This is a genomic window from Ruegeria lacuscaerulensis (assembly GCF_013031245.1).
Classification (GTDB): Bacteria; Pseudomonadota; Alphaproteobacteria; order Rhodobacterales; family Rhodobacteraceae; genus Ruegeria; species Ruegeria lacuscaerulensis_C.
Window position 1 is genome coordinate 227,417 of the sequence record NZ_WPZL01000004.1, and the last position, 14,536, is coordinate 241,952.

Here is a 14,536-nt window from a genome sequence, read left to right on the forward strand (position 1 = left end):
TTCATGAGCCTTCTGACGATCAACGACCTGACGGTTGAATTCCCGACGCGCCGCCAATTGTTCACCGCGGTGGACCATGTGGACCTGTCGGTCGAGCCGGGTGAAATCCACGGTCTGGTGGGTGAATCCGGTGCAGGTAAATCCACCATCGGCGCGGCAATCATGGGTCTGCTGGACCGCCCCGGCCGGATTGCCAGTGGCATCATCAAGCTGAGCGGCGATCAGATCAGCGGTCTGGATGCCGAGGCGATGCGCGGGCTGCGCGGCAAGAAGATCTCGATGATCTTTCAGGACCCGCTGACCTCGCTGAACCCGCTGTTCACGGTGCGCGAGCAACTGGTCGAAACCATTCAGGCCCATCTGGGCGGCTCTGACGCTGAGGCGAACAAGCGTGCCCGCGACCTGATCGACCGGGTGGGCATCCCTGATCCGGACACGCGGCTGGATCAATACCCGCACCAGTTCTCGGGCGGAATGCGGCAGCGTGTTGTCATCGCCCTGGCTCTATGTACCGAACCGGATGTGATCATCGCGGACGAGCCGACCACGGCGCTGGATGTATCCGTTCAGGCCCAAATTCTGGGCCTGATCAAAGAACTGGCGCAGGAACGGCAAGTCGGCGTCATTCTGATCACCCACGACATGGGTGTGATTGCGGACACAACTGACAAGGTGACGGTGATGTACGCGGGCAAGGTCGTCGAATCCGGCCCAACGGCGCAGGTGATGGGGCAGCCCAGACATGAATACACCAAATCGCTGATTGCCGCCGTACCGCGGCCTACGTTGAAACTGCACCGCTTTCCTCAGATCAGCTATGGCGGACGCGAAACCCGCTTCGCGATTGAGGATATGGCCCGGCATTGGCCCAAGGTGAACAATGATACCTCGAAGCCAGTGTTTGAAATCCGCAACCTGACCAAGAAATTCCTGCAACGTCGCGGATTGTTGCCGTGGGACCGCACCTATTTCACTGCTGTTGACGATGTCAGTTTCGATATTCGGGCGGGCGAGGTGTTCGGCGTTGTGGGCGAGTCCGGCTCGGGCAAATCCACTGTCGCGCGGATGATTGCTGGCCTCTATCCCGTGGACGGAGGCACAATTACCTTTGACGGGCAGGTGGTCAGCGATCTGACCAACAAGGCTGCGTTGGATGCCTATCGCAGGAACATCCAGATGATCTTTCAAGACCCTTATTCCTCGCTCAACCCCCGTATGCGGGTTGACGATATCGTGGCCGAACCGATCCGCCATCACCGCCTGATGGACGGGGTCGATATCAAGCGCCGCGTTGACGAATTGCTGGATCAGGTCGGGTTGGGCCACGAGGCCGGGCTGAAATACCCGCACGAATTCTCGGGCGGTCAGAGGCAGCGGATTTCCATTGCCCGCGCACTGGCAACGCAGCCGCGGTTCCTGATCTGTGATGAGCCGACCAGCGCGCTGGACGTTTCGATTCAGGCGCAGATCCTGAACATCCTCAAGGACCTGCAGGAACATCTTGGCCTGACACTTCTCTTTATCAGCCACGACCTGCCGGTGGTGCGTCAGATGTGCGATCGGGTGGCCGTGATGAAGCAGGGCAAGGTGGTCGAGCTTCAGGAGACCAACGACCTGTTTGCCAATCCACAGACCGACTATGCAAGCGAATTGCTACGGCTGATGCCCAAGTTGGATGACCTGTCGACCGACGGTCTGGAGGCAGAGGCCTGAAAATTGGATACCCAACGGCCCTTCACCCGGGCATTTGGACGTGCGCAGTCATTAAAGCATTCAACTGTTTCAGACTCATGCGGGTGTGTTGTGTCAGGTCTGTCTCTGAAGCTGGGGGCTTCAGAGGGGAGACGTGTTTCAGGACATTAGGGACTTGCTGAGCGCGCCTGAGGCGCTACGCGAGCCCGCCAAACGGCAGGTGTCGGCGAATCCATGGGAACCAGGGCGATCAAGGGGCTCAGCGAACCGGTCGAGCTGTGGCGCCTGGATCAAATGACGCACTACACCCGGTCATGCCGGCACTGCTTTGTCGGGCGCGAACACGAGCTGTTTCTGTTCTCGGCTATATTCGACCCTGATCCGGTCGGTCCTGATCCGCTTGGCCGGGACGGACCTGATTTTCGCCCACGCCCTGATCCGTTACGGATCCTATGCGACGCTGGTGAAACCCGAACGCGCGGCTGCAATGATGCGTTCGACCAGTTTCGGCACATTGTCCACCGCAGTAGAGTCGCAGGCGCAAAGCAGAGCGCTATGCTTTTCTGTCAGCGCAGTATTGGTTTGGCACCCGTGTAGCTGGTTGTGATCTGCTGTAGAAGATTAATGTCAGTTCCTCCCGTTCGGTCCAAACAATGGCCTGCCGCGTGGTGAGGTTGAATGACCGGGCCAGACAGCAATGGCGACGTATTGACGAAAATGCCGTCGAAATGACGCCGGTTTCAGCGATTTCGTCAAGATTACCCCTGCAGTTCGAACAGCCGCAGCCTCATACTTATTGAAAGCGAATGAGGAGGCGCGTTTTGAGCTGGAATATTTGTGTCATCGGAGCAGGCAAGATCGGTCAGATGATCGCCACCTTGCTGCAATCATCTTCCAACTATTCGGTCACGGTAGCCGACCGGGACCTGGCGGCGTTGTCAGGATTGAACCGGCAGGGGATATCGACGCGGCAGATCGATGTGGATGACGAAAAACAGTTGACCAAAGGGCTTATTGGTTTCGATGCCGTCATTTCGGCAGCCCCGTTCTTTCTGACACCCAGAATTGCCAGTGCTGCCAAAGCCGCGGGTGCGCATTACTTTGATCTGACCGAAGACGTTGCGGCCACCAATGCCGTACGCGAACTGGCGCAGGACAGCGAAACGGCGTTCATGCCGCAATGCGGTCTGGCACCGGGATTTGTCGGCATCGCCGGGTCGTCGCTGGCGTCCGAGTTCGATGAACTGGACAGCCTGCACATGCGGGTGGGTGCCCTGCCGCTTTATCCGACCAACGCCTTAAAATACAACCTGACATGGTCGACCGACGGTCTGATCAACGAATACTGCAACCCCTGCGATGCCATCGTGAATGGCGAGCGCGTCAAAACCGCTCCGCTGGAAGATTATGAGCTGTTGGGTCATGATGGCGTGGAATATGAATGCTTTAACACTTCGGGCGGGTTGGGAACTTTGCCCGAAACGCTGGACGGCAAGGCGCGGGCGGTGTCTTACCGCTCGATCCGGTATCCCGGTCATTGCGACATCCTGAAACTGCTGCTCAAGGATCTGGGGCTGGAGCGCCGCCGCGATCTGCTGAAGGACATCTTTGAGACTGCGTTGCCGCGCACGGATCAGGACGTGGTGCTGGTCTATTGCACCGCCAAGGGCATGATCGACGGTACCCTGCGCGAGAAATCCCTGATCAACAAGAGCTTCGCCCGCACCATCAACGGGCAGGTCTGGAGCGCCATTCAGGTCACTACCGCCGCAGGCGTTCTGGGCGTGGTCGACATGATGCGAGCCGGTGCTCTGCCCACGAAAGGATTTGTCCGGCAAGAGCAGGTGAAGCTTGCCGATTTCCTCAACACTGAATTTGGCCGGCTCTATCGCGCCGGCGACGTAACCGAACAGAACAAGGCGGCCTGAGATATGAAAGACATCGTAATGACAGCCCAAACCACACTTGCGAACCTGGATCTGACAGAGGCCGAACTGACGGGTGGAACGCTCAAGGTGACGTCTCCGATCGATGGCAGCCTGCTGGCCGAAGTGCATGAGACACCGGTGGCCGAGATGGATGCCATCTTTGCCCGCTCCAAGGCCGCGTTCAAGGAATGGCGTGTCGTTCCCGCCCCGCGCAGGGGTGAGCTGATCCGCCTGCTAGGCGAGGAACTGCGCGCCGCCAAGGACGACCTGGGTGCTCTGGTCAGCTGGGAGGCCGGAAAGACCACTTCCGAAGGTCTGGGCGAAGTGCAGGAGATGATCGACATCTGCGACTTTGCCGTTGGTCTATCGCGCCAACTTTATGGTCTGACCATCGCCTCCGAGCGTCCCGGCCACCGGATGATGGAGACCTGGCATCCTGCTGGACCGGTCGGTGTGATCTCGGCCTTCAACTTCCCTGTCGCCGTCTGGTCGTGGAATGCGGCACTGGCGCTGGTGTGCGGAGATCCGGTGATCTGGAAACCGTCCGAGAAATCGCCGCTGACGGCGATGGCCTGCCAGAAAATCTTCGAGCGCGCCCTGGCCCGATTTGGTGACGCGCCCGAGGGGCTGTTGCAAACCCTGATCGGCGGCGCGGCGCTGGGTGAGGTGCTGGTGGCCAGCGAGGATGTTCCGGTGATTTCGGCCACGGGTTCCACCCGCATGGGCCGCGCGGTGGCACCAGTCGTGGCGCAGCGTTTTGGCAAGTGCATTCTGGAACTGGGCGGAAACAACGCGATGATCGTTGGCCCTTCGGCCGATCTGGAAATGGCGGTGCGCGCCATCGTGTTCTCGGCCGTTGGTACCGCAGGCCAGCGCTGCACCACCCTACGCCGCCTGATCGTGCATAACTCGATCCGCGCGGAATTGGTGAGCCGTCTGAAAAAGGCCTATGCCGGTCTGCCCATCGGCAACCCGCTGGCCGAAGGCACGCTGGTCGGCCCGCTGGTGGATGAGGCCTCGGGTGGCGCCATGGCTGCGGCTTTGGAGTCTGCGAAGGCTGAAGGCGGCACCGTGTTTGGTGGCAATCGTGTGACCGACGGCGTGCCTGCAGGTGTCTATATGGAGCCCGCCATTGTTGAAATGCCCGGCCAGACCGAGGTGGTGAAGACCGAGACCTTTGCCCCCATCCTCTATGTCATGGGCTATGACGATTTCGACGAAGCGCTGGAAATCCAGAATGACGTGCCGCAGGGCCTGTCTTCCTGCGTATTCACCCTGAATATGCGTGAGGCCGAACAGTTCCTGACCGCAGCCGGTTCGGATTGCGGCATCGCCAACGTCAATATCGGGCCTTCCGGTGCCGAGATCGGCGGTGCCTTTGGTGGCGAAAAGGAAACCGGCGGCGGGCGCGAAAGCGGTTCGGACGCGTGGAAAGCCTATATGCGCCGTCAGACCAACACGGTGAACTATTCGGCTGAACTGCCGCTGGCTCAGGGTGTCAAGTTCGACATCTGATCAATCGGCCCGGCGGCCCCAAACGGCGTCGCCGGGTCAGTCCGCAAACAGGTAGTCCAGCCGCATCACGGCCTGAGCCTTGTCATCCGAGACACCCAGAAACTCGGCCACTGCCGCTTCGTTCTCCTCACGCGGATTGGATTCCCGGATACGCAAGTACCCGTCGATCCCAGCCCCCCGGATCAACTCGGATTCATAAGCCAGAGAATTGCGCAGAGCAGGAACCAGACGCGCCACGGTTTCCGTCGGGCTGTTCTCGCCAGCCAGACCGACCCGGCGGGCATGCCCGATCAGATAGTCGTCGGAATACTCGCATTCGATTTCCAGAACATGGGTCCTGGCCTGATCGGCGCAGAAATCCTGAATGATATCCAGATCGGCCGGGTCCACGCATAAAACCAGTTTGTCGGTCTCAAAGCTGTCGAACAACATACGCACGACGGCCCGCCGATGACGGGAGCGTTTGATCAGAGTGGTTTCAATCCCCCCGAGATCGGGCAGGGCCGTTTCCTCTTCGTTGAACAGATATTCGACACAAGGGATATCGGTCTCGGACACGATCTGATCGACGAGGCGCTTGGCGACATGCCATTTTTTGCAGGTGATCAGGAAAATCTCACGTTCGGGCCCCAGCGTATTTCCGGCCTCCCAGAACCGTCGCCCAAAACGGCGGCCAACACGTCCACGCCCAGTCAGGAACCCATAAAGATTCCGCCCTTCACCCGAGATTTTAAACTCGACCCCTTCGCTGGCATAGAGCTTGCCCAGCCGCTCTTTCAGTTCATGCGCCTCGGGGCTGATCTTGCGGGCAAACAGGTAATCCTGCCCCAATAGCATGTCGAAATGATCGTTGTAGAACGTCACCGGCATACCGTAGTCCGAGAACATCAGGAATGTCGGGGTCCGGTTTTCGATCTCTTCCTTCGGGACCAGGTGGCGGACGAGTGTCTGGAAAAAGGTCTCATCCGGAATCCAGGTGGTCGAGAAGAAGCGGACCACATCCGGGCGTTGTCGCAGAAAGTCCAGTATCATCTCAACGGTGCGGCGGCGCAGACACCACCACTGGGAACCGATCATGATCTGAAGGTCCGCCGGTATCTCACGCGTCAGACCAAACCGTTTCTGCAATTCGTAAGATGTGTAGAACAACCTGCTCTGGGTGCGCTCATTGAAATGGTGGCGATAGATCAGCCGGTCCTCTTTCATGCCGGTCTTGATCCAGTCGCTGGCGAAGAAATCGTGGCTTTCGACAAAGTCCTTATCGTTCTCGTCCAGAAACCAGTGGGTGTATTCCGCCGTCTTGATGGCCATGCAATCGCCCGACAGCATGTAGAAATGAGTGGCGCGTGGAAACGCATCGACAGCCGCCGCCACGGCATTCAGGGTCGCCTGCACCAAAGACCACGCCCCCCAGCCGCATTTGATACGTTTGGCGGCAAAGGTCACGTTCGGATTGTCCTTCAGAGCGGTCCGGATTCGGTCATAGGCCACGGCGCTGGCGCGTGCATCAAAGTGAATGGCCATGCAATCCCCGGCGGCCGTCAACTGTTCGGCCTGCGCGATGATCGCGTCAGGGTCTTTATGACACAGTAGAATATAGGCAATCCTTGCCATTTTGTTTCTTTGAATTCCGTTTCCGCCTGTTTCCAACCGTGATACTGAGGATGAGCGATTGAATAAACAGAATATTTTTGTTTCTTTGGTTGGAAAAGCGGGTGTGTGTATCGAGTTCTGACCTGTTAAGGAGGCGCAGCAGATGGGTTTTCCCGGCACATGGATGACCGAAAGCGAAAGCATGGTTTACCGTGTTGTGCCGAAATGTGCCTGCTCGACGATCGGGCAGATCATGTATTACTCGGATCATGGCCGGTTCTTTGACGGGGATATCCACGACGCAAAGGACGGGATGCACAAATGGGCGTTTGACGACAGTCAGGGCCGGATCTCGGGCAATGTCCGAAACCACACCTCTTTTTCCTTCACTTGCGTGCGCAACCCGTACACCCGGATTCTGAGCTCGTTCTTCGACAAGATCTGCGGCATACAGAGAAACGGCAAACGGTACCGGGGCAATCTGGTGCCGACGCTCATCTACAATTACGGGATCGAAGTGGGGGGGGACGACGGCAAGGGCGAGTTCGACCAGATCGCCAGCTTCCGTCGCTTTCTGCTGTTTGCTCGGGATACGATCCGGTGGCGCAGACCGATGGACCCGGACATACACTGGTCAGCCATGTCCGGTCATGTATCCACTTTTATTGTGAATGGCGGTCACTATGACCGGATTTTCTGGACCGAGAAATTCAACGACGGTATGCAGGGCGTTCTGGAAAATCTGGACACACCGCATGCGGTAAACCTGTCTGAGATTCCGCGGTTTAACGAATCCGAAGGGCACGGCCCCAAGCGTGCACACCCGGTTGAAGATTACTTCGACGATTTGTCGATGCATCTTGTCTACGAAATCTACAAACAGGATTTCGAACTGTTCAGATACGATTTCGAGAACCCGGCCAACAAAATGCCGGTTGGTGAGATCGATCTGGATGAAGTTCACGCCAAACTCGGAGACTGAGGCGAGAAACGGGTCTCCCGCCCATCGTCAATGTCGCTGAAGCGACCTCTCCTCTGGTTGGGCCCGGCGCCGCGCTCTGCGCGGCGCCGGGCCCAAGTCCGAACGTAGCATCGGCTTAGCCGATGGTCCGCTTCGGGCGCGGGAGCGTTTTGGGATTTCAGATCAGACCTGACGCACGGCCCCTTTCGCCGCGCTGGTTGTTAGCTTGGCATAGGCTTTGAGCGCCGTGGAGACCTTGCGCTTGCGTGGCTCTGCTGGCACCCATCCCTTTTCGTCCTGCTCTTCGCGCCGCGCCGCCAGTTCTTCGTCTGATACGGCCAGATGGATGGTGCGATTGGGGATGTCGATCTCGATCTTGTCGCCCTGTTTCACCAGGCCGATCTCTCCGCCCTCGGCGGCTTCGGGTGAGACGTGGCCAATTGACAGGCCGGATGTTCCGCCCGAGAAACGACCGTCGGTCAGCAAAGCGCAGGCTTTGCCCAGACCTTTGGATTTCAGATACGACGTCGGGTACAGCATTTCCTGCATCCCCGGTCCGCCACGCGGACCTTCGTAACGGATCACCACCACATCACCCGCTGTAACCTTACCCGTCAGAATGTCGTTGACCGCCTGATCCTGGCTTTCACAGACATAGGCGGTTCCCGTGAAGGTCAGGCTGTCTGGATCGACTCCCGCGGTTTTCACGATGCAACCCTCGCGGGCGATATTGCCGAACAGAACCGCCAGACCGCCGTCCTGGCTAAAGGCATTCTCCTTAGATCGGATTACGCCGTTTTCGCGGTCTGTATCCAGTTCTTTATACCGGTTCGACTGGCTGAATGCTTGCGTGGTGCGCACGCCACCCGGGGCAGCTTTGAACAGTTCCTGTGCCCTGGGGTTGTTGGCAATCTTGATATCCCAATTAGCAATCGCCTCGCCCATTGTTGCCGAGTGGACAGTGCTGCAGTCTTCGTGCAAAAGGCCTGCCCGGCCAAGCTCACCCAGGATCGAGAAGATGCCGCCTGCGCGGTGGACGTCTTCCATATGCACATTTTCGGTGTTCGGTGCGACCTTGCACAGGCAAGGGACCTTGCGGCTGAGCCGGTCCATGTCGGACATGGTGAAATGCACCTCGCCCTCATGCGCGATGGCCAGCAGGTGCAGGACGGTGTTGGTGGAGCCTCCCATGGCGATATCCAGGCTCATGGCGTTTTCAAACGCCTCGAACGTAGCGATTTCGCGCGGAAGGAAGCCTTTTTCGTTCAGATCATAGTGGCGCTTGGTGATCTCGACGATCCGGCGGCCGGCTTCAAGAAACAGCTGCTTGCGGTCCGCATGCGTGGCGAGTGTAGAGCCATTGCCTGGCAGCGCCAGACCCAGCGCTTCGGCCAGACAGTTCATCGAGTTGGCTGTGAACATGCCCGAGCACGACCCGCAGGTAGGGCAGGCATTTTCTTCGATATGTTTGACCTGCTCGTCGGTGTAGTGATCATCGGCAGCAGCGACCATCGCATCCACCAGATCGATTTTCTTGACGTCCAGATCCTCAATGTCGATCTTGCCGGCCTCCATCGGGCCACCAGAGACAAAGATCGCCGGAATGTTCAGACGCATCGCTGCCATCAGCATGCCAGGGGTGATCTTGTCACAATTCGAGATGCAGACCATCGCATCCGCGCAATGGGCGTTGACCATGTATTCCACCGAATCCGCGATCACCTCACGCGAGGGCAGCGAATACAGCATCCCGTCGTGACCCATGGCGATGCCGTCATCCACCGCGATGGTGTTGAATTCTTTGGCGACGCCGCCCGCGGCCTCGACCTCGCGCGCGACCATCTGACCCAGATCCTTCAGGTGCACGTGGCCCGGCACGAACTGGGTGAACGAGTTGACAATGGCGATGATCGGCTTGCCGAAATCGCTCTCGGTCATTCCTGTGGCGCGCCACAGGCCGCGGGCACCGGCCATGTTACGGCCGTGGGTGGAGGTTCTGGATCGGTACATTGGCATGATGCTGTTTCCCTTTTGCCGCGGTTGCGATATGCGGGCAGTGTGCGTTATAGCGCACGTACCACATGTGCGCTATAACGCACAAGAGGATTCGCGAGACGATATGATGGCACCGGACGATATCACACTGAAGCTCAGAGATGTACGGGCGGCCTCAGGGCTGAGCCTGTCCAAAGTGGCCGAGATGACCGGCGTCAGCAAAGCCATGCTGGGTCAGATCGAGCGTGGCGAATCCAGCCCCACCATCGCAACGTTGTGGAAGATCGCAAAGGGGTTCCAACTGCCGCTGAGCGCGCTGATAGGCACCGCGGCCCTGCGTGATACGCCCGGAACAGATGTCTTCCGCACTGTGACCTTTCCCGGCAGCATCGAGGTCAAGATCGTCTTTCCCTTTGATCCAGCGCTGCGGGCCGAGACGTTTCACGTCAATCTTGCCCCGAACCAGAGCCATGAATCCGCGGCCCATGCCGTTGGCGTAACCGAAGAGGTCTTTGTCCTGAACGGCGCGCTGGATATTCTGCGGGACGGGGATTGGGTGCCATTGCAAGCCGGGCAGGGGCTGCGATTTGCGGCCGATTTGCCGCACGGCTACCGTGCCGGCGATCAGGGGGCTGCATTTCTGAACATGCACCATTACTCACAACTTGATGCTTTGGCCTCGATCGGCTGAGCCTCACCACAATATTATAAGGAAAGGCCATGGCCGCGCTTCTGGATTACCTGACATTGGCCGATGCCATTGGTTCTATTGGGGCCCTGGTCGTTGTAGCCGCTTATTTCGCCACGCAGATGCGGATGATGAATTCCGATGATCTTGCCTTTCCGGTGTTGAATCTGGTGGGGTCAATTCTGATCGTCTATTCGCTGCTCGAGAATTTTAACCTGGCATCAATGCTGATCGAGTCTTTCTGGATAGTAATCAGTATGATCGGCATCTTGCAGTACATCCGATTGCGCCACGACAAGTCGCCCAAATCCTGAGGCGGCCGGAAGAAAGTGAATTATGGCTTTTATTTCAGAGATTGATTTCCGTGGCGGCAACGGGGTCGCCGGCGGGGAATATGTCGAGGTTACTCTGGGTCCTGATGACGATCCCGCGGATTTTACCATCAGCGCCTATGATAATGACGGGACCCTGCATACCACGTCTGGTATTCCGGGGGGTGAGGTTTCGCTGGACACCCTGACAGGTGTTCCTCACCCGGATGACCCTGCCTTTACAGTTTATGTAATTCCACTGGGGTTGCGGAACGGGCCAAGCAATCCGAACGAGGCGACCGGGGTTGCGCTGACCGAAACCTCAACGAATACGGTGCTGTCCTTTTCCAGCGGCATAAGACCAGGGACAATTAATGCAACTGAGGGCGCCGCCAGCGGGAATTCTTCAAACCCTTTTTTGGACCATCGTGATCTCAGTCCCGGCGAAAGCTATCAATGGGACATTTTCGGAAATCTAACTTTGGGGCCTTCAACCTCGGGTGACTCGGTGCTCTGCCTGACAGCTGGCAGTCGCGTACGCACACAAAAAGGTCTGGTTTGCCCGTCACACTTGGCCGTTGGCGATCTGGTATGGACAATGGATCGCGGCTATCAGCCCTTGCGCTGGGTCGGTATCCGTCATGTATCTGCGCAAGAATTTCAGAAACTGCCGAAACAAGTCCCGTTCCGCCTGTGCAGGGATGCGTTGGCTGAGGGTGTTCCGCAGAAAGATCTGATTTTGTCTCCGCAGCATCGCGTTTTGATACGATCTGAGGTTGCACAGCGTATTTTCGGCGCGGATGAGGTTCTGGTCGCAGCGAAAAAGCTAGATGGATTCGCTGGTGTCAGTGCTGTGCAGAACTCTGATGGCATAACATATGTGCATCTGCTGTTTGATCGGCATGAAATAATCGAGGTCAACGGCGCGCTGGTCGAAAGCCTGTTGATCGCGGATCAGTCGACTTCGGGCCTGCTGGACGGGTCTCTGTGGGGGCAGGGGGACACCCTTCCGTCGGTCATGTCCGCGTCGGAACCGTGCCGCCAGATTGCGACCGGGCCTCGTCTGCGCACGATGCTGGAGCGGATACGGAAGAACCACAAACCGCTGCAGTCCCCGGTCTTTCGGGCAATACCGACCCAGCACAATCTGAATCGTATTTAAATCTGCCAAAACTACCCTAATGACCTGAAAGTGCGCGCTCAGACCGCCGACTTATCAACAGTGCCAGCGTCGTTCATCCGGCATCTTGCGTCACAATTCACAGCGGTATAGGGACAGAACTGCGCGCAAAGGAGAGGCTTTGATGAAGGACGATCCGAAAACACTCGTTTCCACTGAATGGCTTGCCGCCCATATCAAGGACCCTGACCTGCGGGTTCTGGACGGATCGTGGTACCTGCCGCAACAAAAGCGGGACGCGGAAGCCGAATATGAAGCGGCTCATATCCCCGGCGCGCGGTTCTTCGACATTGATGAGATATCCGATCAGCGTTCGGACCTGCCGCATATGGCGCCTCCGGTCGAGAAATTCATGTCGCGGCTGCGGGCGATGGGCGTAGGCGATGGCCATCAGGTCGTGGTCTATGACGGTGCCGGGCTGATGTCGGCCGCACGGGTCTGGTGGCTGTTCCGCCTGATGGGGCAGGAGAACATCGCCGTCCTGGATGGCGGTTTCCCCAAATGGCGGGCGGAAGGGCGCGAGATTGAGGATCTGCCCCCAGTGATCCGTGATCGCCATATGACCGTGCGCGTACAAAACCACCTTGTCCGCGATGTCACCCAGGTGTCCGCCGCCGCCAAGCTGGCTGATCATGAAATCATCGACGCCCGGTCCCCCGCCCGGTTCGCGGGAACCGAGGCCGAGCCGCGCGAAGGCCTGCGTTCGGGTCGTATTCCGGGTTCGCGCAACGTGCCCTTTGGCACTCTGCTGAACAGGAACGGAACGATGAAGTCGCCCGACGACTGCCGCGCCGTGTTCGAGGCCGCGGGCGTCGACCTGTCGAAACCGGCGATCACATCGTGCGGATCGGGCGTGACCGCCGCGATCCTCAGCCTTGCGCTCGAGCGTATGGGCAAGAAAGACCACTCGCTTTATGACGGCTCCTGGGCCGAATGGGGTGCCTTCCCGACCCTGCCCGTCGCAACCGGAGAGACCTGATGTTCGAACATCTCAAACCACAGCCCGCCGACAAGATTCTGGCCCTGATGCAAATGTATCGCGACGACCCGCGCGATCAGAAGATCGACCTGGGTGTTGGTGTGTACAAGAACGCCGAAGGCGTCACTCCGGTGATGCGCGCGGTGAAAGCTGCTGAACAGCGCATCTGGGAAGAACAGGAAACCAAGGCCTATACGGGGCTGGCCGGTGATCCGGCCTATGCGGATGCCATGATCGGCCTGATCCTTGGCACGTCGGTCCAGCGCGGCAATATCGCGGCGGTCGCCACGCCCGGCGGTACCGGCGCCTGCCGTCAGGCCTTTGAGATGGTCCGCATGGCCAACCCCTCGGCCCGTGTGTTCGTGTCGAACCCGACCTGGCCGAATCACCTGTCGATCCTGAACTATCTGGGCATGGAGACGATCCAGTACCGCTATTTCGACGGCGACACACGCGGCGTCGATTTTGACGGCATGATCGAGGACCTGAAGACCGCGAAAGCGGGCGACGTGGTTCTGCTGCACGGCTGCTGCCACAACCCGACCGGCGCCAACCTGAACATGGTGCAGTGGCAAGAGGTCGTGAACCTGATCAACCAGCTTGGCCTCGTGGCGATGATCGACATTGCGTATCAGGGCTTTGGTGACGGCCTCGAAGAAGATGCGCAGGGGGCCCGTCTGGTTGCCTCATCGGTCAAGGAATGCCTGATCGCGGCGTCGTGCTCCAAGAATTTCGGCGTCTATCGGGAACGTACCGGTTTGCTGATGGCGATAAGCGCAGATGCGGGTCAGACTGCACTCAATCAGGCGACGCTGGCGTTCTTGAACCGTCAGAACTATTCCTTCCCGCCGGATCACGGAGCGCGGATTGTGACCACGATCCTGGCGGACGACGCATTGCGCGCCGACTGGGCCGCCGAGCTGGAAGAGGTGCGTCTGTCCATGCTGGGACTGCGTCAGCAGTTGGCTGACGAACTGCAGCGCCTGAGCGGTTCGGACCGTTTCGGCTTTATCGCCCAGCACCGCGGCATGTTCTCGCGCCTCGGCGCGGCACCGGAGCTGGTCGAGAAGCTGCGCGTCGATCACGGCATCTACATGGTCGGCGACAGCCGCCTGAATATCGCCGGGCTGAACGCGACGACCGTGCCGATTCTGGCCAAGGCGATTGTCGACGTCGGCGTCTGACACGTGAACGGCTTGACTGCGGGCGGCTTTGCCGCTCGCGGTCAGCTGACCTGATAATGCGGATGATAGATTGAATATACCCGCACATATTTGATTTTTCCGCGCGGGCTCAGGTCGTAAAACGCGCACATCATCAACCGGAATGATGTTCCGGCCTTGTGCTGAACACCGACCCATTCCAGATCCTGTTTGCACAGAAAGTCGATCGGCGCCTCGGTGGCAATTGTAGTTTCATTGCTCATGAAATGGATGTGAGGCTGGATGGTCTCTTGCATGATTTCCGAGACACTGGTCCAAAAGCCCACGGCCTCATCTTTGCCGCTGTTTCGGGCGGCTTTGGGAATGTACTCGAATACCGCGTCGGGTTCGTACCATTTGTCATAGAATTCGGCATGTGTGATTCCGGTGCCGGCGCAGGCACCGTTAAAATCGCTGATGTATTCCCTGTATTGCACTTCGGTGATCATGGTGTTCCGCCTTATTTGGGGTCAGCCGCATGGCGGTATTTTA

At 58.5% G+C, this 14,536-nt stretch carries 12 protein-coding genes; 9 read left to right on the plus strand and 3 right to left on the minus strand.

What is annotated here, in order from left to right:
• Nucleotides 1–3: 3 nt before the first annotated feature.
• From GOX66_RS07550 to amaB, 3 genes are all read left to right on the plus strand, one after another.
• Entirely contained in the window at nt 4–1,713 is a 1,710-nt protein-coding gene (locus tag GOX66_RS07550) for an ABC transporter ATP-binding protein (RefSeq protein WP_170761203.1), read from the plus strand.
• 800 nt (nt 1,714–2,513) lie between these two features.
• Nucleotides 2,514–3,620, plus strand: coding sequence for a saccharopine dehydrogenase family protein (locus GOX66_RS07555; protein ID WP_170761205.1), 1,107 nt, complete (start codon nt 2,514–2,516; stop codon nt 3,618–3,620).
• Nucleotides 3,621–3,623: 3 nt separating this feature from the next.
• Nucleotides 3,624–5,135 (plus strand): L-piperidine-6-carboxylate dehydrogenase, encoded by a 1,512-nt coding sequence (gene amaB / locus GOX66_RS07560; RefSeq protein WP_170761206.1) that lies wholly within the window; start codon nt 3,624–3,626, stop codon nt 5,133–5,135.
• Nucleotides 5,136–5,171: 36 nt separating this feature from the next.
• On the opposite strand, the gene GOX66_RS07565 is transcribed toward amaB, so the two are convergent.
• Entirely contained in the window at nt 5,172–6,749 is a 1,578-nt protein-coding gene (locus GOX66_RS07565) for a DUF5928 domain-containing protein (protein ID WP_170761208.1), read from the minus strand.
• A 142-nt stretch (nt 6,750–6,891) separates the two neighbouring features.
• Here GOX66_RS07565 and GOX66_RS07570 point away from each other — a divergent pair, with 142 nt between their 5' ends.
• Nucleotides 6,892–7,710: a sulfotransferase family protein gene (locus GOX66_RS07570; protein WP_170761210.1), complete on the plus strand. Its 819-nt coding sequence runs from the start codon at nt 6,892–6,894 to the stop codon at nt 7,708–7,710.
• Between the two features lie 162 nt (nt 7,711–7,872).
• Here GOX66_RS07570 and ilvD read toward each other — a convergent pair whose 3' ends face one another.
• Nucleotides 7,873–9,705, minus strand: coding sequence for a dihydroxy-acid dehydratase (gene ilvD / locus GOX66_RS07575; protein ID WP_170761212.1), 1,833 nt, complete (start codon nt 9,703–9,705; stop codon nt 7,873–7,875).
• 106 nt (nt 9,706–9,811) lie between these two features.
• Here ilvD and GOX66_RS07580 point away from each other — a divergent pair, with 106 nt between their 5' ends.
• The 5 genes from GOX66_RS07580 to GOX66_RS07600 all read left to right on the plus strand — a co-directional run bounded on the left by GOX66_RS07580 (nt 9,812) and on the right by GOX66_RS07600 (nt 14,026).
• Entirely contained in the window at nt 9,812–10,375 is a 564-nt protein-coding gene (locus GOX66_RS07580) for a helix-turn-helix domain-containing protein (protein ID WP_170761214.1), read from the plus strand.
• A gap of 29 nt (nt 10,376–10,404) precedes the next feature.
• A complete protein-coding gene (locus GOX66_RS07585) occupies nt 10,405–10,686 on the plus strand; it encodes a CBU_0592 family membrane protein (RefSeq protein ID WP_170761216.1) in 282 nt (93 codons plus the stop codon).
• 22 nt (nt 10,687–10,708) lie between these two features.
• Complete coding sequence (locus GOX66_RS07590) at nt 10,709–11,845, plus strand: Hint domain-containing protein (protein ID WP_170761218.1); 1,137 nt, start codon at nt 10,709–10,711, stop codon at nt 11,843–11,845.
• A gap of 142 nt (nt 11,846–11,987) precedes the next feature.
• Nucleotides 11,988–12,842 carry a 3-mercaptopyruvate sulfurtransferase gene (sseA, locus tag GOX66_RS07595; RefSeq protein WP_170761220.1) on the plus strand — a complete coding sequence of 285 codons (855 nt, stop codon included), beginning with the start codon at nt 11,988–11,990 and terminating at the stop codon, nt 12,840–12,842.
• Nucleotides 12,842–14,026, plus strand: a complete 1,185-nt coding sequence (locus GOX66_RS07600; RefSeq protein WP_170761222.1) for an amino acid aminotransferase — start codon at nt 12,842–12,844, stop codon at nt 14,024–14,026. Before sseA ends, GOX66_RS07600 begins: the two co-directional genes overlap by 1 nt.
• Nucleotides 14,027–14,067: 41 nt before the next feature.
• Here GOX66_RS07600 and GOX66_RS07605 read toward each other — a convergent pair whose 3' ends face one another.
• On the minus strand, nt 14,068–14,493 hold the full coding sequence (locus tag GOX66_RS07605; protein ID WP_170761224.1) for a hypothetical protein: 426 nt from the start codon (nt 14,491–14,493) through the stop codon (nt 14,068–14,070).
• Nucleotides 14,494–14,536 lie beyond the last annotated feature (43 nt).

Bases quoted from the DNA above. Each gene is read 5' to 3' on its own strand.
- GOX66_RS07605 (WP_170761224.1), bottom strand. From the start codon at position 14,493: ATGATCACCGAAGTGCAATACAGGGAATACATCAGCGATTTTAACGGT.
- GOX66_RS07585 (WP_170761216.1), top strand. From the start codon at position 10,405: ATGGCCGCGCTTCTGGATTACCTGACATTGGCCGATGCCATTGGTTCT.
- GOX66_RS07565 (WP_170761208.1), bottom strand. From the start codon at position 6,749: ATGGCAAGGATTGCCTATATTCTACTGTGTCATAAAGACCCTGACGCG.
- GOX66_RS07570 (WP_170761210.1), top strand. From the start codon at position 6,892: ATGGGTTTTCCCGGCACATGGATGACCGAAAGCGAAAGCATGGTTTAC.
- GOX66_RS07600 (WP_170761222.1), top strand. From the start codon at position 12,842: ATGTTCGAACATCTCAAACCACAGCCCGCCGACAAGATTCTGGCCCTG.
- GOX66_RS07550 (WP_170761203.1), top strand. From the start codon at position 4: ATGAGCCTTCTGACGATCAACGACCTGACGGTTGAATTCCCGACGCGC.
- amaB (WP_170761206.1), top strand. From the start codon at position 3,624: ATGAAAGACATCGTAATGACAGCCCAAACCACACTTGCGAACCTGGAT.
- sseA (WP_170761220.1), top strand. From the start codon at position 11,988: ATGAAGGACGATCCGAAAACACTCGTTTCCACTGAATGGCTTGCCGCC.
- GOX66_RS07590 (WP_170761218.1), top strand. From the start codon at position 10,709: ATGGCTTTTATTTCAGAGATTGATTTCCGTGGCGGCAACGGGGTCGCC.
- GOX66_RS07580 (WP_170761214.1), top strand. From the start codon at position 9,812: ATGGCACCGGACGATATCACACTGAAGCTCAGAGATGTACGGGCGGCC.
- ilvD (WP_170761212.1), bottom strand. From the start codon at position 9,705: ATGCCAATGTACCGATCCAGAACCTCCACCCACGGCCGTAACATGGCC.